The following is a 23,036-nucleotide window of genomic DNA, read 5'->3' on the forward strand; positions in this document are numbered from 1 at the left end:
CATCCGCCGGCCGGTTGGCTAGAGAGATTAGCTACGTCCGCTCATCAATAGAGACAATCCCTCTACCGACAGCCGCTGAAACAGTCCCATTCTTCGCCGAGCACGGCTCATCCTTCGGACATCGAAGGGAGATGTCGATGTCCGCGCATTTTGCTCGCCCGCACCGTCACGAAGCGTTGGACCGGCTTGCCGATCGCCGGTTGCTGCGCGATCTTGGCTATGTCGGTGGCCACTGGACCGCCGGCAAAGGGGCGGCGAGCTTCGAGGTCACCGACCCGGCTACCGGCTCCTCCGTCGCCTTCGTCGCCGTGCTCGATGCCGGACAAACGACGGAGGCGATCGACGCGGCAGCTCGCGCTTTGCCGGCGTGGCGCTCGGTGCTGCCGCAGGAGCGCGCGAAGACATTACGAAAATGGTTCGATCTGATCACCGCCGCCAAGGACGACCTGGCGCTTCTGATGACCCTCGAACAGGGCAAGCCGCTGAAGGAATCGCTGGGCGAGATCGACTACGCCGCCTCTTTCGTCGAGTGGTATGCCGAGGAAGCAAAACGCCTCAACGCCGAAAGCGTGACCAGCCATCTGCAGAATGCCGAGATGACCGTGCGCCGCGAGCCGCTCGGCGTCGTCGGCGTGGTGACGCCGTGGAATTTTCCGTCCGCCATGCTCACCCGCAAGGCCGCCGCCGCGCTTGCCGCCGGCTGCACGGTGGTGGCTCATCCCTCCTCGGAAACGCCGCTGTCGGCGCTGGCGTTGGCCGAGCTCGGCGAGCGCGCCGGGCTTCCGGCCGGCGTCTTCAACGTCGTGACCGGCGACGCGCGCACCATTGTCGGCGTCATGTGCGCTGAGGCGCGGGTGCGCGCCATGAGCTTCACCGGCTCGACCGAAGTCGGCAGGTTGATCGCCGCGCAAAGTGCTGCGACCATGAAGCGGCTGGTGATGGAGCTCGGCGGCCACGCGCCGCTGATCGTCTTCGACGACGCCGATATCGATAAGGCTGTCACGATCGCGCTCGACGCCAAATTCGCCACCTCCGGCCAGGATTGCCTGGCCGCCAACCGCATCTACGTCCACCGGCCCGTCTACGAACGGTTCTGCGCCGCTTTCGCCCGCCGCATCGAGGGCCTCCGCACCGGCAACGGGCTATCCGTAGACGCCGATATCGGGCCGCTGATGCATGAGCGCGCCGTCAAGAAGGTGGAGGAGCAGGTGGCCGACGCTCTCACCCGCGGTGCACGCTGCCTGAGCGGCGGCAAGCGCCACGCTGCCGGGCCTCTGTTCTACCAGCCGACGCTGCTCGTCGATGTGCCAGACGAAGCGCTTATCATGCGCGAAGAGACCTTTGGTCCGGTCGCTGCCGTCACGCCGTTCGACGACGAGGCGGAAGTCGTCGCTCGCGCCAACGCCACCGAATACGGGCTCGTCGCCTATGTCGTCACCGAGAACGGCGCCAGGCAATCTCGCATGGGCCGCGCGCTGGACTACGGCATGGTCGCGATCAACCGTGTGAAGATCACCGGCGCGCCGATCCCGTTCGGCGGCGTCAAGCAGTCCGGCATCGGCCGCGAAGGCTCTCGCCACGGCCTCGAAGCCTTTACCGACCTCAAATACCTTTGCCTGGATGTCGCCTAAGGTGTGTCGAGATTCAGGTGATGCCGGCCTGCAAACGGCAGCTTCCTGTGCTTCCGGTGCTCACGTAGTACGCTGCGTCCCGGTTCTCGGAAGCGACCATTTTCGGCTCGGCCTAACCTGAATCTCGACACACCTTTGGATCGCGCCAAGGCGATTATTGTTAAGGAGTCAAAAAATGCTCGAACAATCCAATGAACTTTCGGCCTGGGACCGCGACCACTTCTTCCATCCCTCGACGCATATGGGCACGCACGCGCGCGGTGAGTCGCCAGCCAGGATCATGGCCGGCGGCGAGGGCGTCACCGTCTGGGACAACACCGGCAGGAAGAGCATCGATGCCTTCGCCGGTCTCTATTGCGTCAATGTCGGCTATGGCCGCCAGAAGATCGTCGATGCCATCGCCGAGCAGGCAAAGAACCTCGCTTACTACCACGCCTATGTCGGGCACGGCACCGAGGCCTCGATCACCTTGGCCAAGATGATCATCGATCGCGCGCCGAAGGGTATGTCGAGGGTTTATTTCGGCCTCTCGGGCTCCGACGCCAACGAGACCAACATCAAGCTGATCTGGTACTACAACAACGTTCTCGGCCGGCCCGAGAAGAAGAAGATCATCTCGCGCTGGCGCGGCTATCACGGCTCGGGCGTCATGACCGGCTCATTGACCGGGCTCGAGCTCTTCCACAACGCCTTCGACCTGCCGCGCGCGCCGATCCTGCACACGGAAGCGCCCTATTATTTCCGCCGCGCTGACCGTTCGATGAGCGAGGAACAGTTCTCGCAACACTGCGCCGACAAGCTCGAGGAGATGATACTTGCCGAAGGCCCGGACACGGTCGCGGCCTTCATCGGCGAGCCGATCCTCGGCACCGGCGGTATCGTCCCGCCGCCGGTCGGCTACTGGGAAAAGATCCAGGCCGTGCTGAGCAAGTATGATGTGCTGCTCGTCGCCGACGAGGTGGTGACCGGCTTCGGCCGTCTCGGCACCATGTTCGGCTCCGACCACTACGGCATCAAGCCCGACCTGATCACCATCGCCAAGGGTCTGACCTCGGCCTATGCGCCGCTGTCGGGCGTCATCGTCTCGGACAAGGTCTGGCAGGTGCTGGTCAAGGGTTCCGACAAGCTGGGCTCTCTCGGCCATGGCTGGACCTATTCGGCGCATCCGATCTGCGTTGCGGCGGGTGTGGCCAATCTCGAGCTGATCGACGAGATGGACCTGGTGCGGAACGCCGGCGTGACCGGCGCCTATTTCCGCGCCGAGCTGACGAAAGCCGTGGGCGGCCACAAACATGTCGGCGAGGTGCGCGGTGACGGCATGCTGGCGGCGGTAGAGTTCGTGAAGGACCGAGACGATCGTGTCTTCTTCGATCCTGCGCTGAAGGTCGGACCGCAGATCGCGACGGCGCTTGCGGCAAGTGGCGTCATCGGCCGCGCCATGCCGCAGGGCGACATCCTCGGCTTCGCGCCGCCGCTTTGCCTGACGCGCGAGGAGGCCGACACAATCGTCGCCAGGACCGCCGACGCGGTGAACAGCGTTTTCGCCAGCATCTGAGAAAGTGACATGAATGCCATGACCGGAACCGCTCCCGCAACGATGGCCGCCGTGCAGCTTACCGGCCATGGCGGCCTGGAGAAGCTCGTCTACCGCACCGATGTTAAGGTGCCGGCGCCGGCCGCCGGCGAGGTGCTGGTCAAGGTCAGCGCCTGCGGCATGAACAACACCGACGTCTGGGTGCGCCAGGGCGCCTATGGCACCGAGGAAGACGCGGGTGCCGTGTCGACCTGGCGCCGGCAAGGCAACACGCTGGTTTTCCCGCGCATCCAGGGCACCGATACCGTGGGCACCATCGTCGCCGTCGGTGACGGCGTGCCTGCGAAGCGCATCGGCGAACGTGTCATGGTCGACTTCTCGATCTACAACCGCGACGACGATTCGCTCGCCGACATCGACTATATGGGCCATGGCCGCGACGGCGGCTATGCCGAGTACCAGGCGCTGCCGGCCGAGAACGCGCATGTCGTCGACACCGATTTGAGCGATGTCGAACTCGCCACCTTCTGCTGCGCCTATCTCACGGGCGAGCAGATGCTGGAGCGCGCGGCGCTGAAGGCCGGCGAGCGGGTGCTGGTCACCGGCGCGTCCGGCGGCGTCGGCTCCGGCATCGTGCAACTGGCAAGGGCGCGCGGCGCCGTCCCATATGCCGTCGTCGGCAAAGGCAAGGAACAAGCCGTGCACGACATCGGCGCCGAGAAGGTGATCACACGCGGCGTGGCCGACCTGCCAGCAGCGGTCAACGAGGCGACCGGCGGCGAACCCATCGACGTGGTCGCCGACCTGGTCGGTGGCGCGATCTTCAACGACCTGCTGCGCATCCTGCGGCCCGAAGGCCGCTACACCACGGCCGGCGCCATTGCCGGCCCGGTCGTGCAGCTCGATCTGCGCACCATGTATCTGAAGCAGCTCCAGCTGCATGGCTCCAGCCAGGGCACACGCGCCGATTTCCGTCGCATCGTGCGCTACATCGAGGAAAAGAAGATCAAGCCGTTGGTCGGCGGCGTCTACAAGCTGTCGGATTTCCACCGCGCCCAGACCGACTTCATGGGCAAGGACTTCGTCGGCAAGCTGGTGGTCGTGCCGGACGCGATGTGGAGCGGCGCCTGACCCTGGAAAAGACGCCCGCTAGCGTCAGCCGCAGAGCGGTGCCGCCATCGCCGGGGGTTCGTGGTGCCTTCCAGGTGCCGACGCATTTGCCAAGGTCATTGCGGCGCCCGGGCCTCTGAGCTATTTTAGCAGTTGATTGGATACGCGATCTGCCTTGCCATCGAGGCGCGTTTCCTTCCCTTGCCGTCCGGGCAGATTGTGAAGTCTTTAACAGACCACTGTGCCGCAAGCTGCGTTCTTGTGGCCGACGGGTGATAGCAGTTAGGGATTTTGCCATGCTGCGACGCTGCGCGCTGATTGCAGCCTTGATCCTCGTGGGCCTCACGACGATCCAGGCACGCGCCGATCGAAGGGTTGCCTTTGTCATCGGCAATTCCGAATACCGCGAAATCCCGGCTCTAAAGAATCCGGACAAGGATGCCGAGGATGTGTCGAACACGTTTCGGCTGGCCGGGTTCGACGTGTTCGTTGCCAAGGACCTCACCAAACTTCAGTTCGAGAAGGAGTTCCGCAACTATCTCGCGGCGGCTGACGGTGCCGATCTGGCGGTCGTCTATTATTCGGGTCACGGCTTCCAGATCGGCGGCGAGAACTTCCTGATCCCGGTCGATGCGTCGCTCAAGAATGCGGCCGATATCGAGGTCCAGGCGGTCAAGCTCGACGACGTCCTGCAGCAAATGCGTGCCAAATCGAAGATCCAGGTGATCATCCTCGACGCCTGCCGCAACAACCCGTTCCCGCGCAAGGACTACTGGCTGCGCGACCAGTTGATTGCGGCCGGCGGCACCGGCCTTGCGCAGGTGAAAAGCTCGCTGAACACGCTGATAGCCTTCGCCACGGAGCCCGGTGCGGTCGCCTATGACGGCTCCGGCGATCTCAGCCCGTTTTCGTCCGCCTTTTCCCGTCGGGCGCTGGCGCCGAACCAGGAGATACGCTCGGTCATGGCGGCCGTCCGCCGCGACGTGGTCGAGGCTACCAAGGGCGCGCAGGTTCCGTGGGAGAATTCCTCGCTGATCGACGAGGTGGTGCTGATGCGCCGCGCCAGCCGGCCGGCTTTGCCGCCGGTGCTGGAGAAGACCGTGCCGTCGGGCGTCGGACCTGTCGCGCTCGACCTGCCGGTGCCGGTCGATGTCGATGGCGGCGCGGTCACCGTCAGCATTGAAAGGCCGCCGGCGCTGGGGCGTCTGATCCTGGACGGCAAGCCGGTCGCAACCGGCGCGCCGATCCAGGGCAAGGATCTGCCGCGGCTCGCGATGGATGTGCCGAAGGGAGCAGATGCCGAGGACCAGGTCGATATGCTGGCCTATGCCACGCATGACGAATGGGGCGGCGGATCGCAGGGCATCCTGGTGTTCCGGGTCAAGAACGGCGACGGTGCGGGGGGCAAGCAACTCGTGGCCTCGCTCGAGTCCGAGCAGAAGCAGGAGGTGCTGGAGCGAGGCATCCATATCGCCGGCGCCGCCGAAGCGATCGAGAACCGCGACGTCAAGATCCCCGTCGGTGTCGGCCCGGTGCCGCTGAAGCTGGATTTCCCAACCAAGGATCCCGCGGTCAGCCTGAAGCTTGCGGGCTATCCGGCGACCGGGACGCTGTCCCTGCCGGATCGGACCTTGTCGCCTCAATCGAGCCTGATGGCCGATGAAGTCGACCAGTTGCGCTACGAACCTCAGATAGGCGCTGTCAAACCATTGATAGTCGGCTTCGAAATCAGGGCTGACAACACCTCGTCAAAGCCGGCGACGATGAAGCTGTCGCCAAGTGTCGATCCGTGCGACGCGGAGGCCGGTGAGCCCCTCGACTTGCAAGGCGTCGTCCCGGGCCTGCTGCCGAACGAAATTAGCACCAACGCGGTGGACGTCTGTCGGGCGGCGGTGAAGGCCTATCCAGATGTCGCCCGGTTCCACTATGAGCTTGGGCGCGCCCTGCTCGCGGCGGGCAAGGTCGACGACGCCAAGAAGGAGATCCGGGAGGCAGCCGACAAGGGGCATGTCCGCGCCGTGTTCGAACTCGGCTACCTCAACGCGACGGGAACGGGGATGCCCGCCAACCGCAAGCAGGCGAACACATTCTACGCGGCGGCATCCGACAAGGGGGACCCCTACGGAATGACCTCATGGGGCCGCGCCTTGTTCAACGGTTACGGAGTCGACCGCGACACCGGCAAGGGGCTGGACCTTCTGCTCAAGTCGGCGGCGATGGGCCATACCTACGCGATGAACGATCTTGCCGCGATCTTCACCGAGGGTCGCAACGGCGTGCCTGCCGATCCGGCTCGCGCCGTGGCCTTCCTCAAGGCCGGCGTCGAGCGGCAGGACATGTATTCGATGAACCTGCTCGGCCGCAACTACCTTGCCGGCATGGGAGTCGAGAAGGACCCCAAGGCCGCGCTTTCGCTTTTCCAGAAGTCCATGGATCTCGGCCAGCCTTATGCTCCCGGCAGCCTTGCTCGCATGTACAGGGACGGTGTCGGCGTCCAGCAGGATTTGCCCGAAGCGAAAAGGCTGTTCGAACTGGCGACCGCCCGCGGCGATCAGTCGGCTGCGTATGACCGCGCGGCGCTGGAGATGCAGAGAGGCGACAAGGCCGACCAGGCCGTAGCCGTGCGCTTCCTTGCTTTTGCGGCCGCACTGGATCTTCGCAACGAAATTCCGGATGCCAGGAACACACTGGCGAAATTCGGGGCGAAGGCGAAGACGGCGGCTCTCAAACAGATGCGTGGGGAACTCAAATCGAAGATCTCGGCGGATGGCTCGTTGGACGATCAACTGGTCAAGACGGCCAGGGCGATCTGGGAACAAGCCAACCCGCGCCGCGACTTGTTCTGATCAACAAGGAGGCAATGTGGTGGGCTGGGCATCGAAACAGGCGATCATCGCAGCAATCCTATCTGGCGCTCTGGCTGCCGCAGGCTGCACGACTATGACTCCCAAGGTCGAGCCGACGCCGACGGCGAAGCACAGGACGAAGGTCGTTCGTACGACAACAACGACGCCAAGCGTGGTCAAGCGAAAGAAGGTCACCGCCAAGAACCTGAAGCCCGTTCAGAACGAAACCGCGCCTGTCATCGTGCCGTTGGGCGGCGGCGGAGGGGGCGGAGGCGGCGGAGGGGGCGGGGGTAGCGGTGGCGGAGGGGGCGGTTGGGGATGAGCACTAGATAGCAGGCAACTCCGCTCGCTCACGGGCCGGCAAGTTACTTGTCGAGCCTGCCGTAACCGCTCGCCAAGCAAGCGCGAGTACTCTATGCTTCCGCCACGAGATCGGGTTGTCCTGGCGGGGGCGTTCCATGTTCGAAGTCGCATTCTGGCGAAAAGCGCGAGCGAAGGCCGCGGCTTTTGGCTTGATCGTTGCCACGGCGCTGGGCTTGCTGGTCGTCGGAGCGCAGACTGCAAGCGCCGCGCCGAACTGGACGCTCGATCCGTCCGCTTCGGTGCTCACCTATCAGTCGGTCAAGAAGAACACGATCGTCGAGACCAACAAGATCAGGAACATCACCGGCACGCTGAGCTCGGCCGGCGACGCCAAGATCAGCTTCGATCTCAATTCCGTCGACACGGGCGTCGACCTTCGCAACGTCCGCATGCGCTTCCTGTTTTTCGAGACCTTCACCTATCCGACGGCCGAGGTGACGGCGAAGGTGGACCCAGCGGCGTTCGCCGATCTGCCGACCAAGCGCCGGGTCAAGACGACCTTGCCGTTCCGCCTCAGTCTGCACGGCGTCGACAAGGATCTCGAGGCGAGTGTCGTCGTCACCATGATCAGCGACACCCAGGTTTCCGTCGCTTCAGAAGCGCCCGTTGCGGTCCATGTCGAGGACTTCGGCCTGCTCCCCAACATCGACAAACTGCAGCAGGCCGCCAATGTGACCAACATCGTCCCCACCGTGTCGGTGTCCTTTGATTTCGTCTTCATCGCCGACGGCGGCAAGCCGGCCGCCCTGCAGACCGTTGCGGCGAGCACCGCCGAGGTCGGTCCCGTCGCCACCGATGCCGCGAAAGCCAATTTCAGCGACGAGGAGTGCCTCAACCGGTTTGCCGTGCTGTCCCGCACCGGCGCCATCTATTTCCGGCAGGCGAGCGCAAGGCTCGACGCCAAGAGCCGCCCGCTGCTGGCAGAAGTCGAAGGCGTTGTCGGCAAATGCCCGGCTCTCAAGGTCGAGGTGTCAGGCTATACCGATTCCGACGGATCGCCGGAGGCCAACAGATTGCTGTCGGAGCGGCGCGCCCAGGCTGTCGCCGATGCGCTCCTTGCCGACGGCGTTCCGCGCAACCAGATCAGCTCCGCCGGCTATGGCGAGGACAAGCCCGTCGCCGCCAACGACACGCCCAAGAACAAGGCGCTCAACCGGCGGATCGAATTCTCCGCCAGCAAACTCGCCAACTGAGGTCGCGGTGGCTTCCGGTCCGATCGCCCTTTGCGGCAGCATGTTTCGCGCCGCCGGGCTTGTGGCGCTTGCCTTGCTCGTGACGTTGACGGCCGCCAGTGCCGAGCGGCGCATCGCGCTGGTGCTTGGCAACTCGCAATATCAGCACGCGGCGCCGCTTGCCAATCCGGCACGGGATGCCCAGGCCATGGCTGAACGGCTACGGGGCCTCGGCTTCGAGGTGGTCCCCGGCTTCGACCTGACCAAGCAGCAGACACAAGCCACGGTCGCCCAGTTCGCCAAGCAGGTGCGTGGCGCCGACATCGCACTTTTCTTCTATGCCGGTCATGGCCTGCAGGTCGCGGGGATGAACTATTTGCTCCCGGTCGACGCTGCGCTCGAGGACGAGACCTCGCTCGACTTCGAGGCCGTGTCGATCGATTTCATCCTGCGCCAGATGTCGCGCGAGACCAGCATCAGGCTGGTGTTTTTGGACGCATGCCGCGACAACCCGCTGGCCGACGTGCTGGCCAAGACTGCCGGCGTCAAAGGCGCAAGCAGCGGGCTTGCCGAAATCCCGATCGAGAATGGCGGCGCCGGCACCCTGGTCGCATTCGCCGCCAGCCCAAACCAGCTTGCCTATGACGGGTCGGGCGAGCACTCGCCTTTCACCACGGCGTTGCTCCAGCATATCGGCGAGGCCAATGTCTCCATCACCGAAGCGATGAACAGGGTGACCGGCGACGTATTCAAGGTGACCGCCGGCAAGCAGCGTCCCTGGATCAACGTCTCGCTGACCACAGAGGTCGTTCTGCACAAGGTCGATCTCAATGCGCCGCTGATAGTCGGCGAGGCGACCGCGCCGCAGGCCGAAGCCGGCTCCGGAACACGCAATACCGGCGCCGCGTCCAGCCAGGCCGACGACCAGCTTGCGCTCAATCTGCTGCGCGAGAAGATCCCGAAGCTGGCGACGGACGGGCCGATCTTTTTCGATCGTCCGGTCAAGTTCGGCGACCCGGCGATCGACGGCAAGAGCATAGCCCAGTTGATCAAGGGGGAGCCCTTGTTCAGCCCGGTCGAAGGCCTCGACAAGTCGGTCTGGCAAGGCAAGCACTGCGAAGGCTGTCACGAGTGGAATGAGGCCCGCCTGTGCGAGCAGGCGAAGAATTTCGCTGCCAACGACGTTTCCGTCCTGCGCCTGCAGCATCCGCTTGGCACCCGCTTCAAGGTCGCGCTCGCCAGGTGGGCGCAAGGCGGCTGCCAGTAATCCTGGATGAGAGCTTGCGGAGCCTCATCTGTTGGAGAGCTTAATACGCGTCGGCCGATTGTCGTTGCGCCTCCATCTCCACCATCTGGATGCCCATTTCGACGAAGGCCGAAAGCACGCCGAAGCGGTCCGCGATCGAGACGCGGGCCAGCCCCGCCAGGATCCCGGCGTTGACGGCGTGCGCGGCGGGAAATCCGGTCGCTGTCATGTCGAAAGCCGGGTCGCGCCATGCCGCCGACAGCGCGATCCACGCGGCCGGCGTCGCCGGCGACAGGTCGACGGCGTCGCTAACGGCCGCTTGATGGTGGGGGTTGCCGGGCTGGCCCACCCAATCATTGACCAGCGCCAGCAATTCGATATCCCTGTCGGCAAGCAGTTCTGCCAGATGGCTCAGGCATTCATGTCCCCACCAGATCGCGGCGCGCTCGGGCAATAGGTAGGCACAGAACGTGACTGCCTCCTCCGGCACGCGCCCGGCAAGCAGCGCGCGGCAAAAATCGAGCGGGGATTGGGCGGCGGCCGGCGATTTCATGTCCCTGGCGATGGCGGGACAGGCAAGAAAGAGATCCCTTGCCGTTCTGTATCCGAGTTCGTTGGCCATGGCTGCCACACCTCAAGCACCGGCGGAAACAGCACTCAAGCCTTTGGTCAAGCGCCGGTCAAGGCTCAGCGTTTAGCAGGCGGCGGCCACCGGCAACGTGCGCTTGTTCACAGACAATCGCTTTGCGATTTGATATAGTGCGCGCCTGCGAAACCTGCTCAATCAGGAGTGACGGTCATGCGGTGCGGCAGCTCAGCCTTGGCATTGGCGGCCATGCTTTTTTCAACGCACGTCTTCGCCGATCCGCTTCAAAAGTCGGAAGACATCGTGAAGTTCTTCGCCGGCCAGGCCGGCAACCTAGGTGCCTCGCGCGGCATCTGCGTCGGCACGGAGGAAGAATGCAAGAGCAAGGCCGATAAGAGCGGCTCATCGCAAAAGACCGGTCTCGACATGATGATCAATTTTGCCCTGGATTCCGCGCAGCTCGACCAGACCGCGCGCGCCGAACTCGACGAGTTCGCCAAGGCGCTGAAGGACAACCGGCTGAGCACGTTCAGCTTCGTCGTCGAAGGCCACACCGACGCGACCGGCCCGGATCAATACAACCAGACGCTTTCGCAGCGAAGGGCGCAGTCGGTGGCCGCCTTCCTGGAAGCGAATGGCGTTGATTCGGCGCGGCTCGAAGCGATCGGCCTCGGCAAGTCGCACCCGCGTGTCGCCAACCCCTACGATCCGGTCAACCGCCGGGTGGAAATGCGGATCAGGACCGAATAGGTCGCCGGAGCCGCCCAGGTGGTCATAGCGAGACTACCGGCGGGAGCCTTGCCCACAGGCTCCGCTTTACCTCCAATCAGTTCTTGAGCGCGCCGCCCACCGCGATGCCGGTGCCGAAAATCAGCGCCTTGCTCAGGAAGTCGTTGTTGTCTCTCGGCGGCGGCTCGTCGCGCACCACGGTGTCGCCGTCGCGCCGGCGCTGGACGACCTGTTGTTTCTTGCGCGGTTTTTGCTGCGCCACCGGCTTGAGCGCACGGGTCTTCTGCACCGCCTGTTTCTTCGGCGCAGCCGGGCCCTGACCGGCGGCATGCTTGGCCCGCACGGCATCCATCATCGGGTCGGTCTGGATCACCAGGAAAGCCAGCTGTTCGCGCGTCAGATAGGTGGTCGGCGGCAAGCCGTTCTTGCCCTGCCAGACGCCGATCGCCCGGCGTGTCCGCGGGCCGATATTGCCGTCGACCTGGCCGAGTTCGTTGCCCAGCGCTTCGATGCGCAATTGCAGATCGATGCGGCCGTCGCGGTCCAGGCCGATGGCGCTTTCCGTCAGCTCGCTGCCTTGCGTCTTTCTCATCTCGTCGGTGATGCCGACCGAGGTGCGAACCGCCGAGCCTGGATTCGCTTCGTCGAGCGCCGCGAGCTGCTTGCCTGCCGTCGGATCCTTCAGCTGGTCGATGTTGAGCTTTGCCACCGTGGCGAAACGGCCGTTCGGGAACTGGTCGAGATAGGCCTCGTAATAGGGGACGGCATTCTTCTTCGAAGCCTCGTCCCAAAGCCGCTGTTCGACTTCCCAGGACGGCGCCTCGCTGGACACCGCAGCGGCGGGCGCTGCCGTCTTGGCTGCGTCGGCCACCGGTGCCGTGACAGGCGCTGCCGCCGCCGACGGCTTGCCCAGGAACACCTCGCGGCCCAGCGATGCGTTGTGCCATGGCCGCTGCCGGCCCTGTGTGGCCTCCGTCACCTCGCCGCGAACACGCGTCAGCGCGCTCTGGATCTCGACGCCGGGCTCGGTCAGGTGCTTGGCCAAAGCCAGCGAATAGGGGCTGTCGACGCCGTTGCCGTCGAACGCGATGGCGCCGGGGTCTGTCGCATAGGCGATCAAGACGCCGCCGGAGCCCATGCCCTCGGCCTTCGCGTCGACGGGCGCGAGACCGGCGCCGAGCGAGCGGCTCTTCGGCAGCGCGGCGGCCAGCGTGCGTGCCAGCGGATTGTCGCGGCAGGCATCGAGGATGATGATGCCGACGGCGGGATCGGCCGGCAGCGCGGCCATGAACTCGTCGATCTCCACGGTGCGCGTCTTGAGATAGGCCGGCGATGTCAGCTCGGCATCGACGGGGATGAGGTAGTTCTTGCCGTCCACCTGCATGCCGTGCCCCGCATAGAAAATGACGGCGACGTCGGCATTGTAGGACTCCTCGGTGAACTTGCTGATCAGTGTGTGCATGCCGGCATTGTCCTGGTCGACGCCTTCGATTACCTCGAATCCGGCATTGCGCAGCGTGGATGCGATCAGCTGCGCGTCATTGGCGGGATTGGGCAAAGGCACCGCGTTGACATATTTGCTGTTGCCGATGACCAGCGCGACCCGCTTGTTGTCGGGCGTGGCCGCCTGGGCGCCGAAGGCGGCATGGAAAAGCAGGATCAACCCGCCCAAAAGGATGGCGAACGCTTTCATGGATCTACCCTCCGCCCACTGGGCGCGTTATCGATGTCTGCGCATGCTGAATTTCGTAAGCGACAACGTCGCTTCTGCCAAAATGTCTCTCGGACGTCTGTGATCTCGACCACAGATTTGGTTCACGAAAGGTCCGAAAGTTGCTCTGCAAATATTCGCTAATGTACCATTCGCGGGTCTGAAAACCAATCGGCGCGCCGAAAACACCGCCTTGGTGAACCCGCTAGCCGGGCTCCAGCGTGCTCTGGATCGAACTGACCAGCGCGGTGATTGCCTGCTTGTACTTTTCGAACTCCGGCGACGTCTGCCGGACTTCGGTCGTCGTCGGCTGCCTCTCATCGGTCGCCACGCGCGGCGCTTTCTGCCCCATCTTCCGCTCGGCCCAATCGATGACATAAGCGACGGTCTTGCCGGTCAGGAACGGGTTGGCCTGGATGACGGCTGACCCGAGAACGGCGCTCAATTGCGATGCACCCGGCGCGGCCAGCACCTGATGCGCCCCCTCCATGCCCAGGAAATGACAGAGATAGAGCCGACCGGCGGTGATCTGGTGGCCGCGGGCGCGCAGATAGGCTTCCCCTTCGCGCGCCAGGTTGCGCACCATTTCGCGCGACAGCGTCGCGTCGTAGCGAAGCGCGAGCAGATCGGTGGACGAAAGCGATCGGGCAAGATCGGGACGATAGGTGTTCATCATCCGGATCCAGGTCTTGGTGATGAACTGGCCGGCGCCGGTCGCCGACGAGTTGGGATTCTTGGCGCGGGCGCTGCCGCCGCTTTCGACATGGACGATCCTGTCGGTCAGCGTCTCGACAGCGGAATCGCCGGAACCGCCGGAACTGACGGATACGGCGGTGGCGACCGTGGTCACCGTTCCCAGTGGGTCGATCGCCTCGCCGTTCTGGTAGAGCTCGAAATGCAGATGCGGGCCGGTCGAAAGCCCCGTGGTGCCGATAAAGCCGATGACGTCGCCGGCCTTCACCTTGGTGCCGACACCGCTGGCGATGGCGAATTTCTGCATATGCGCGTAGCGCGTCTCGCGACCGTTGGCATGCGCGATCTTGACCAGATTGCCGTAGCTGCCGCCATCGCCCTGGAAAGTGATTTCGCCGTCGAAGGCGGCCATGATCGGCGTGCCGACCGGAGCCGCCCAGTCGACGCCCTTGTGGATTCGAACCGTGCCCAGGATCGGATGCTTGCGCGGGCCGAAGGTCGAGGTCATCACCCCGCTGACCGGCGTGACCATGCCGTTGGTGACGGCCAACGAGCGAACCTGATCGTCGCCGGTCACGCAGGCATACTGGCCGTCGCTCTGCTGGAAGACGAAACAGTCGAGGCTCTTTTGCGTGCCCTGGACGCCGACATAGAGCACCCGCCCGGAGATCTCGCCCTGGCCGCGCGGTGTCTGCGAATAGATCAGCACCAGACGCTGGTCCTCGCTGGCGAAGGCGTCGAGGTCCTGTCCCCGCGACAAATACATGATCGCCTCGCCGATCACGCTGGTCGGCACCTTGTTGCGCGCCGCCGTCGAATAGATCGCGTCGAGCAGTCGGTACTGCCGCTTGGGCCCGCCCTGATCCGAAGCACCGGAATAGTTGAAGAGGTCCTCGCGCACCCATGGATCGACGCCCGACACAAAGGCGCCGGCCGCATTGCGCGTCAGCGTGCCGACATAGACGTTCCTCGCGTAGATGGAGACCTGCATCAGCGACATGGTCGTCGTCTCGCGGTTCGGCCGGAACCCGCGCATGGCCACGACGAAGCCGGGCTCAAGCCCGTCGCGATTGAACAGCGTCTTCAGCGCCTCGCCCGCAAGCTTCGCGTCATCGGCGGAGAAATGCGCGTCGAGCGCCACGCTGTCCAGGCTGCGGTCGTTGAGGATCTTCACAAAGGTGTCCTCGGTCGCCTCGAAGCGCTGATATTCGCTGGTGACGGTCGCGACGGTCGTGTTGTTCTCGATCGCGGTTTTCTTGAAGGCGGGAAGCGCTGCTTCCCCCTGGTCGATGGTCTCGCCCCAGCCGGCCTCGGGGTCGTCGGCGTCGGCCTTGGGCGCCGAACCGGCGTCGCTCTCGTCCGGCGCCGCCTGGAGATCGTTTTCCAGATCGCCCTGTTGATCGTCCGGCGCCGCGGCGGGCGCGGGCGGGGCCGATTGCTCATCATCGGGCGCCGTTGACGAAGGCTTGGGAGCCGCCTGCCGCTGCGCCTGGAAGAAGGCGAAATCCTCCTGCGTCGACGGGATTGTCGTCATGAACTTTTCGCTGGCGCTCAGCATCACGTCGGAGAGGATTTCGATCTGCGGCGAGGCCCCGGAACTGTCGAGCTCGGCCGGGCGCGCGACCGTATGACCCTTCGTCGCGGTGTCGGCATCGGGCGCGAGCGTGATCCACATCGGATCGCCGGCGAGATCGATGATGGCCGGCACATAGACCGAAGCGTCGGGCGGCACGTCTTCCATGCCCTCGACCGGATGCAGCTCTTCGTCCTCGTCGCCGAAGGACCAATAGTCCCTCGTCAGATAGAAGCCGGTGGCTAAAGCAACGACGGCGAGCGTGGCAAGGCCGGCAAGAGCCCGGCGCCAAAGCCTGCGCCGGCGCTTGGCCAGGCGCGCCTGCTTCTTCTGCCTGAAGCTCGTGTCGATCGAGTGCGTCACGGGCTGTTTCCGGTCAGGAAATAGGTCCAGCGCGCTTGCTCCAGCGTGTCGACCTCGACGAAGCGCGCCGCGATGTGGCCGCGCTGCCAGCACTCGTCGATGCCGCGGATCGAGAAGCGCCTCCGGTCGATGCACATCTCGGTCGATCCGTCGAGGATGGCGTGGCCGAAGACGTCCGTCGCGTAGAGGTAGATGTAGCGGTTGGCCAGCTCCTCGCGGATGACGTTGACGCACTGGTTGGCGCCGATCGTCCACCAGCCGTCCGTCTGGTCGGCATTGTCGACCTTCTGTCCGACCGCGAGATTGACGACGTCGAGCGTCTGGTTGCAGACGGTGAATTCGGCATGCGCCAGGCTCGGCGAAAGGATTGAGAACAGCGCGGCGCCGAGCAGCGCGGCAAGCGCCGCGCGGCCGGAGAAGTCAGGCAGGAATCGGAGCCGGCTACGCTGCTTGCGTGGCGAGGGCTGGCACAATGAACGCTGGCGGCGAAGGTCCATCGGCGTCCATGCTATCCGCCGAGCCGGAAATACGTGGCCGTGGCCGAGAACTGCGATCCATCGGCCTCGATCTCCTCGAGGATCTTGGGCAACAGTTCCGAGGCCGGCGTCGGTCTGGAGAAAATAGCGGCCTGGATGTCCTTGGGCCCGGTGATCACCAGCATGATCTGCGGCACGGCCTTGCCGGCTGCCTTGTCGGTGGCGGCAAGACCGATGGGGATGTTGAAGGTTACCCCGTCGGCTTGCGGCACCATGCGGTCGTCGAGGTTGAACGCGATGCCCTTGTGGTCGATCAGCATGATGTTCGAGATGAGCCCGCCGCCCGTATGCAGCGCGCCGCTGACCGGCGAACCGTCCGGGATCGAAGTCCGGTCGAGGACGAGTTGCGGCTTTTCAGCCGAGCTCCGGTCGAGAAAGCGCAGGAAAGTGGGCACTCCGCACTGGGGTGGGGTTATGAGGCGCACGCTGATGTCCGGCTCGACATGGAACCTGGATTGGAAGTCGTTGAGCAATTGTTCGAAGGGCTGCACCGCCGTCCCGAAACCCTCGATCGCGGGGGAAGCGCCGGGTCCCGATGTCACGTTGGCGTAAAAGCAGCTGCCGCCGCTGAAATCGCGCACCCAGGAGCGGCGCTCGGTCCACGTGGCCGTATCCTGTTCCGGCGACGGAAGCGCCGGCTTGGGCACGTTGATTGCGACGTCGGTGTCACCGGGCTTTTTGGTCGCCGGCGGCTGAGGTTGCTGCGCCGGCTGTGTTGGCGCGTTCGGCGTTTCCGGCCGGCTGGCTGTCGGGGTCTGTGCCTCTGGCTCGGCCGGCGGACTGGTCGGCAGCGCCGGCGCCTGGTTTTCCGAAGCCGGCGACGGGGCGGCCTTCGGCTTGGGTAACTTGGAAAGCTTGTCCACGAGGTCTTTTACGCTGGGCCTGGTCGTCGGCGGATTTGCTTCCTGCGTCGGCTTGTTTTCAGCCGTCTGGCCCGGTTCCGGCGTCTTGACTGCCGGCTCGCTTGCGGGTTGCGTCGGCTTCTGGCTTTCCGCGGCCTCCGGTGCTGGCGTTGGCGCAGGCGTTTGCGGTTCCGCGGCCTTGGCCTCGGCCTGGGGAAGCTGCGCCTGGTCGTTGTTGGCCTTACTCTCCGGCCGAACCGCGGGCGGTGCCGGCTTCTCGACGGGCGTCTTGGTCTCCGCAGCGGGTTCTGTGGGAGGCTGTGCTGTCTCGATGGTGGCCGCGGCCCCGGGCTTCGGCGAGTCCGGCTGAGGCGCGGCCGGCGCCTGCGATTGAGGTTTCGGCTCCGGTTGCTGCGCTTCGGTCGCTGGTTTGGCCGCCTCCGGGATCGGCTTCGGCGTCAGCGGCTTGGACTTTTCCGCCACCGGCGGCGGCGTCAGGATGCCGCTGAAATAAAGGCCTCCTCCCACCAGCACCGCGAGCGCCGCGACGCTGCCGGCGATGGCGGGCATCCGCGAAGTCCTTTTCGGCGCAGCCGCTGCGGGCGCGCTGGCCGGAGCGGCCGCCGGCGCGGGCCGTGGTTCCGACAGAAGCGCGGGGCGCACATGCTCGACGAAGCGCGGCCCGCCGGGAACCACCGGCGGCTGGGGTTTGGAGGCCGGCGGCGCCGTCCAGCCGGCGCGCGGCAGGCCGGAGCGCTCGCGCGCCCCAAACGACACCGGCGGCAATGTCGCCTCGAGATCCTCGCCGCGCGTCGCCCTGGCGATCTCGGCCATGCTGGCGGGGCGGTCGCGCGGATCCGGCTGCAGCATCGCTTCGAGGAGTTCGTGAAAATCGGGATCGATATCCGACAGGTCCGGCACCGTCCGACGTTTCTCGATGACCTCGTATTGCGAGCCGCTCATGTCGAGCGGCTTTCCGCGCAGCGCCGCGGCCAGCACCAGCCCGAGACTATAGATGTCCGATTGCTCGCTGACGTCGCCGCCATAAAGGCCGAGCTGCTCGGGCGAAACATAGTTGTATTTGCCGGCGAATTTTCCGCCGATGAGCGTTTCGCCGCCGGTAGCCGATCGCGCGATGCCGAAATCGATGATCTTGGCCCGCTCGACCCAGCCACCCGGCAGGATGATGTTGTCGGGCGAAAGGTCGCGATGCACGGCGCCCGCCTGGTGCACGGCGCTGAGCCCCGAGGCGAGGCGATGGCAGAGCCGGCGCACGTCTTCCCCCGGCATAGGGCCGCGCCGCATGACGTCGAACAGCGACTCGCCGTCCACGAACTCCATGGCAAGATAGGGGCGGCCGATCCCCTTATCGATGGTGAAGACGTGGTAGCGCACCACCGCGTCATGCGACAGATGGTTGAGGATCGACGCTTCCTTGCGGAACAGCGACAGGATCGTCTGGTCGCGGGCGAATTCGGGCAGCACGATCTTGATCGCCACATGATCGCCGGTCTGGATGTTGTGGCCGCGATAGACCTCGCCCATGCCGCCGGAGGCGATCTTCTCGTCAAGCTCGTAGATGCCGCTGAGCTGCGTGCCGACACCGGTATAGGTGACGTTCGTCGATAGCCGTGTCTTGTCGTCGTCGCTCATCTGGCCAAGCCCTCCACTCCGGACCGATCCGAATGGAGCGCGCCGTCGCGCCCGCCGCCGATCTTCACGAGTACGATGGTTACATTGTCGGTTCCACCGCGCGCCAGCACCGTATCCAGCAGGGTCTGGCAGGCTGCCCGCGGCGTGGCCGATCCGACCGCGGCCTCGATCTCGTCGTCGCTGACATGCGCGGTCAGTCCGTCGGTGCCCAGAACGAAAACGTCGCCCGGCATCAACTCACCCTGCTGGAAGTCGATCTCGAGTTCGTCGCTGACGCCGACCGCATGCGTGATCACATTGCGGCGCGGCCAGGTGCGCGCTTCCTCCGCGCTGATCATGCCGCGGTCGAGCAATTCCTGGACTTCAGTGTGATCCTTCGAAACCTGGAAGATCGTGCCGTTGCGGACGAGGTAAATGCGGCTGTCGCCGGCCCACAGGCAGGCGAACCGTCCGTCCATGGCAAGCAGGGCCGCGAACGTGGAGCCTATGGTGATGCCGCGCGACCGCGATATGTTGCGGATCTCGGCGTTGGCGCGGCTAAGCCGGTCCTCGAAGCGGGCGCGAAGATCCGGCGCCGAACTTGGAATGCCGATCGTCGCCAGATGATCGACGATGGCGGCCGAAGCAACTTCGCCGGCCTCATGCCCGCCCATCCCGTCGGCCACCACCCAAAGCCCGGTCTGCGGTTCGATGAGGTAGTTGTCCTCGTTATGGTCGCGCACGCAGCCCTTGTGGCTTACGCCGAAGCTTTCGATGGGGAGGGCGACAGTGCTCAATTTGCCACCAAGCGCTTCGCGAGCGTCCTCTGTGACCAGCCATGGGCCGCGTGCCCAAGCCACTGTGCCACAAGCGCATACATTAGAGTACCGAAATGAAGATACGCGCCGGCCATCTCAGAACGCCTTCGGACAACTGAAACCGGACAAGGCCGGCAGCAGGAACGGATTGGCGCCCGACCCGGCCTGGATGGTGTAGGCGACATCGCGTCCCCCGATCACGAAGCGCGCTTCGGTGTTGGCGCCGTCGCCGGTGATGGTCGCCTTGTCGAGCAGCCGCTTCAACGCCCATGGGCCTTCGAATTTGAGCGCGGAGTCGCGGCCCGGCATTTCCGGCACCAGGCTGAGGCTCGCCGACCCGGAAGCGGCGCCGCTCGGCCATGTCACCGTGCTCGGCGCGTTGCCAGCCTGCGCGCTCTGGACCGTTTGCCCGTCGACGTTGAGCACGGCGCTGTCGGCTTCGCTGTTCAGCGAGGTCGGCGTGAAGGTGATAGAGACCGACGGCGTCGATCCGCCCGAAGGGAAGAAGGCGCTGCGGATTTCCGCCGCCGCTTGGAACGCCTTCAAGGTCGATTTCGCAAGGTCCTTGCTGGAACGGGTGTCCTGCTTCCAGGCCCACTCCTGGCCGGTCATGTCGATCAGCGGCGCAAGATTCTGCGCAAAGAAGCGGTCCATCAGGCCGCCCGGTGCGAACAGTTTGGCGAAATCCGCCATGGACATGTCTTCGGTGGCGTCACCGGCGAAGGGATAGCGGCCGTTGACAGCCTCCTCGCAGGCGCGCGTCACCGTCTGGTCGAGGATCTGGTTGAGATTTGCCACGGAGGCCTCGGCGACATTGCCTTCGAACTCGTCCGCCGCGGCATTGACCATGCGCGCCAGCGGCTTGGGCAGGCGCGAGACATTGGCGCGCAATGTCGAGATCTGCAGCTGCAGGTTGGCGTTGACGCGTTCGGTCTGCGAGGGGATATCGGCCGCGAGCTTCAGGCTCTGGAAGATGTCGTGGAAATTCTGCGTCAGCGCATCGAGCGGCCGGCGGCCGGCGGCCCCGCCGACCAGCGCCTGGAAAGACCGGAACTGCGCCTCGACGCTCGCGCCGGCATTCTGCGCAACGGCCGAGCTCGCGCCGGCGCGGCTCTGCGATTTGCCGCCGGCGATCTGCAGGCCGATGCGCGCCAGCCCCTTGGCTATGCCGGCCGGATCCTGCTGCGCCGTGCCGGTCTCGTCCTCGGCGGCGGTACCGTCCTTCGTCAATGCGGTCTCGTCCGCGATTGCCGTGAACAGCTGGTCGAGAGGTGAGCCCGCAGACGCGACGGCTGAGAGCGCCAGATATTGCGGCTTGTCTTTCAGCATCGCCTTGAGCTTCAGCTGGTCGAGCACGCCGTTCCAGGCGCCGGCGAATTCCTTGCCGTAGCGGTCGATGAGCTCGGGCCCGAGCCTGGCCAGGTCCTGGTCGATGCCGCCCTGTTCGCCGCCGCCGCCAAGCACCCACTGGTCGTCGACCAGCATCTGCGCGATGCGCGCGAGCTGCGGCAGGAAGAAACGATTGAAGCCGACGCGCGTGTAAAGCCCGGGGACGCGAAGATCGGCGAGCTCGCTGCCGTCCACGCGTTCGAACAACAGCTGTGCCTCAGGCCCGGCCTTTGCCGCGACGGAGAAATCCTGCAGCCGTGCCGCATAGACCGCAGACTTGATCTGCGCCGAGGCGCGGTCGGCAAGGCTCATGCGTCCGAGCGAGCGTTGCGCGGCCTCGACCAGCGGCTGGTTGAGCTCGAAGACCGGATCGTAGGCGTCGTCGAGCGCAAGCATGGCGCGCAGGTGCTTTTCGAGCTGCGCGCGGCCCTCGCGGTTGTTCTCGCCGGGGTAACGGTTCTCTTCCCAATCCTGCTTCATCCAAGAGACGATCAGCTCGTCATCCACCTTCGGCGCCTTGCCGCCCAGCATCAGGTAGATCTTAAGCGGCTCGTAGAGAGCGATCGGATCCGCCATCCTGGCCTGGATCGTCCGCTCGGCCTGAACCAGAAGCCGGGAGCGGAAGGTCCGCTCCAGCGCTTGCCGGTAGGCAGTCCTGGAAGCGGACAGCAGCCTTTCGCGCTGGCTGAGGCCGAACGTCTCTTCGATCGGCTTTCCCTGCTCGGCGTTTTCGAATCCGGCCGGCAGGTTGCGCAACTGGTCGAGCGGATCGATGACGTTTTCGAGATCGACGTCGGTCACCGTCGTGCTCTTCAACAGCGAGTCGGCGCTGTCGCGGTAATGCGCCATGGCTTGCCTTGTGGAGGCGATCAGCGACTTGTTGGCGGAGAAGCTGAGCCCCAGCACGCCGAGCGCCGCCAATGCCGCCAGCGTGATCGCGGCCAAGCCGCCGAACCTGGCGAGCCTAGAGCGCCGTTCGGCGGCCCTGTCGAAGGAAACCCAACCCGATTCCGGGAAGATCACATTGGCCAGGAGATTGTGCAGGAAGAAGCTCTTGCCGGTGCCGGAAAGATGCGCTTGCGAGGCGTTGCCGAAACTGCGGCCGATCGCGCCCAGCACCTGGTCGAAGGGCGTCCCTTCCTGGGTGCCCGACGAAAAATAGAGCCCGCGCAGGCTGACATTGACCTGAGACCGCGAGACATCGAACAGGCTGCCGACAAACCGGGTTATCCGGTCCTTCAGCGCGCCGAACTGCGCGGGGAAGCCGAACAGCGCGATCCGCGCCACCGGATCGGCCTCTTCCTGCAGGCGGTCGGCAACCTCTTCGGCGAGCCGCCTTGCCAGCCCGTCGAATTCGGCCGGAGCCTCGCCGGCCATGTTTCTGGTGCGATCGGCGGTCTGGAACGTCGCGCCCCACACCTTGCGCCTGCGCGCCTCGTCGAAATCGCCGAAATATTCCATGAAGCCGGAGACGAGATCGGCCTTGGTGAAGAGCAGATAGACCGGGAACTGGATCTTCAGCGTCTCGTGCAATTCGCGCAGGCGGCTCCTGATTTCGGTGACATTCGCTTCGAGCTGCTGGTCGTCGAAGCCGATCAGATCGGCAAGGCTGATGGCGAGGATCACGCCGTTGATCGGCTGCCTGGTGCGGTGTTTCTTGAGCAATCCCAGGAATGCGAGCCAACTCGCCTTGTCGCGTTCGCGATCCGACTCCTGCGTCGTGTAGCGGCCGGCGGTATCGATCAGCACGGCTTCGTCGGTGAACCACCAGTCGCATGAGCGCGTGCCGCCGACGCCGGCCACCGGCTGCGCGCCGTCGGAGCCGGCAAGCGGAAATTTCAGCCCGGAATTGACCAGCGCCGTCGTCTTTCCGGCGCCTGGCGGGCCGATGATGATGTACCAGGGAATGTCATAGAGGAAATTGCGCTTGCCGCTCGTTCGCTTCAGCGTCGCGATGGCTTCGCTCATGCGCGATTCGAGCACCTGGGAATCGTCGTTCCGTTCGTCGCTGCGCGCGATGGCCGTTTCGAGCGCTTTTTGCGCCTTGCGCCGCTGCCAGAAGCGGACCCCGTAAAACAGCGCAAGCACCGCAACGGTGACCCCGACGATCGTTGATCTGAGCCACACAGGTTCAAGCGGGCGTGTGTCGGCGAAGCGGATCAGCGGCCCGGCATACCAAACCGCCGCCGCGAAGCCGGCAAGCGCAAGCAGGCTGAAGATCCGCAGCACCCAGCGCATCAGTGCCGTTCTCCGCGGCACCCG

Annotated in this window: 14 protein-coding genes; 7 read left to right on the forward strand and 7 right to left on the reverse strand. The window is 65.0% G+C overall.

The annotated features are described in order from the left end of the window. Positions 1-137: 137 nt before the first annotated feature. The 6 genes from F3H96_RS03710 (at position 138) to F3H96_RS03735 (ending at position 9,923) form a co-directional block, all read left to right on the forward strand. A complete protein-coding gene (locus F3H96_RS03710; protein WP_149790559.1) occupies positions 138-1,631 on the forward strand; it encodes an NAD-dependent succinate-semialdehyde dehydrogenase in 1,494 nt (497 codons plus the stop codon). A 175-nt stretch (positions 1,632-1,806) separates the two neighbouring features. Next, a complete protein-coding gene (locus F3H96_RS03715) occupies positions 1,807-3,186 on the forward strand; it encodes an aspartate aminotransferase family protein (protein ID WP_149790560.1) in 1,380 nt (459 codons plus the stop codon). 9 nt (positions 3,187-3,195) lie between these two features. Next, on the forward strand, positions 3,196-4,296 hold the full coding sequence (locus tag F3H96_RS03720) for an alcohol dehydrogenase family protein (protein WP_149790561.1): 1,101 nt from the start codon (positions 3,196-3,198) through the stop codon (positions 4,294-4,296). Positions 4,297-4,571: 275 nt separating this feature from the next. Continuing rightward, entirely contained in the window at positions 4,572-7,121 is a 2,550-nt protein-coding gene (locus F3H96_RS03725; protein ID WP_149790562.1) for a caspase family protein, read from the forward strand. A gap of 458 nt (positions 7,122-7,579) precedes the next feature. Continuing rightward, the gene (locus tag F3H96_RS03730) at positions 7,580-8,677 is read left to right on the forward strand and encodes an OmpA family protein (protein WP_149790563.1); all 1,098 of its coding nucleotides are present in this window, start codon (positions 7,580-7,582) and stop codon (positions 8,675-8,677) included. Between the two features lie 7 nt (positions 8,678-8,684). After that, on the forward strand, positions 8,685-9,923 hold the full coding sequence (locus F3H96_RS03735; protein ID WP_244619884.1) for a caspase domain-containing protein: 1,239 nt from the start codon (positions 8,685-8,687) through the stop codon (positions 9,921-9,923). A 40-nt stretch (positions 9,924-9,963) separates the two neighbouring features. Here F3H96_RS03735 and F3H96_RS03740 read toward each other — a convergent pair whose 3' ends face one another. Next, on the reverse strand, positions 9,964-10,524 hold the full coding sequence (locus F3H96_RS03740; RefSeq protein WP_244619885.1) for a hypothetical protein: 561 nt from the start codon (positions 10,522-10,524) through the stop codon (positions 9,964-9,966). Between the two features lie 213 nt (positions 10,525-10,737). Here F3H96_RS03740 and F3H96_RS03745 point away from each other — a divergent pair, with 213 nt between their 5' ends. Beyond that, the gene (locus F3H96_RS03745) at positions 10,738-11,238 is read left to right on the forward strand and encodes an OmpA family protein (RefSeq protein ID WP_149790565.1); all 501 of its coding nucleotides are present in this window, start codon (positions 10,738-10,740) and stop codon (positions 11,236-11,238) included. Positions 11,239-11,314: 76 nt separating this feature from the next. Here the strand turns inward: F3H96_RS03745 and F3H96_RS03750 are convergent, their stop codons facing one another. The 6 genes from F3H96_RS03750 to tssM form a co-directional block, all read right to left on the reverse strand. After that, on the reverse strand, positions 11,315-12,910 hold the full coding sequence (locus F3H96_RS03750) for a caspase family protein (protein WP_149790566.1): 1,596 nt from the start codon (positions 12,908-12,910) through the stop codon (positions 11,315-11,317). Positions 12,911-13,133: 223 nt separating this feature from the next. After that, positions 13,134-15,557, reverse strand: a complete 2,424-nt coding sequence (locus F3H96_RS03755) for a M23 family metallopeptidase (RefSeq protein WP_149790567.1) — start codon at positions 15,555-15,557, stop codon at positions 13,134-13,136. After that, positions 15,554-16,054, reverse strand: coding sequence for a DUF1036 domain-containing protein (locus F3H96_RS03760; RefSeq protein WP_188131269.1), 501 nt, complete (start codon positions 16,052-16,054; stop codon positions 15,554-15,556). Before F3H96_RS03760 ends, F3H96_RS03755 begins: the two co-directional genes overlap by 4 nt. A gap of 11 nt (positions 16,055-16,065) precedes the next feature. Then, a complete protein-coding gene (locus F3H96_RS03765) occupies positions 16,066-18,588 on the reverse strand; it encodes a protein kinase (protein WP_149790568.1) in 2,523 nt (840 codons plus the stop codon). Then, entirely contained in the window at positions 18,585-19,364 is a 780-nt protein-coding gene (locus tag F3H96_RS03770) for a PP2C family serine/threonine-protein phosphatase (protein ID WP_149790569.1), read from the reverse strand. Before F3H96_RS03770 ends, F3H96_RS03765 begins: the two co-directional genes overlap by 4 nt. A 117-nt stretch (positions 19,365-19,481) precedes the next feature. After that, the gene (gene tssM, locus F3H96_RS03775; RefSeq protein WP_188131270.1) at positions 19,482-23,012 is read right to left on the reverse strand and encodes a type VI secretion system membrane subunit TssM; all 3,531 of its coding nucleotides are present in this window, start codon (positions 23,010-23,012) and stop codon (positions 19,482-19,484) included. Between the last annotated feature and the right edge of the window lie 24 nt (positions 23,013-23,036).

It is taken from the genome of Mesorhizobium sp. NFR06 (assembly GCF_900115245.1).
Classification (GTDB): domain Bacteria; phylum Pseudomonadota; class Alphaproteobacteria; order Rhizobiales; family Rhizobiaceae; genus Mesorhizobium.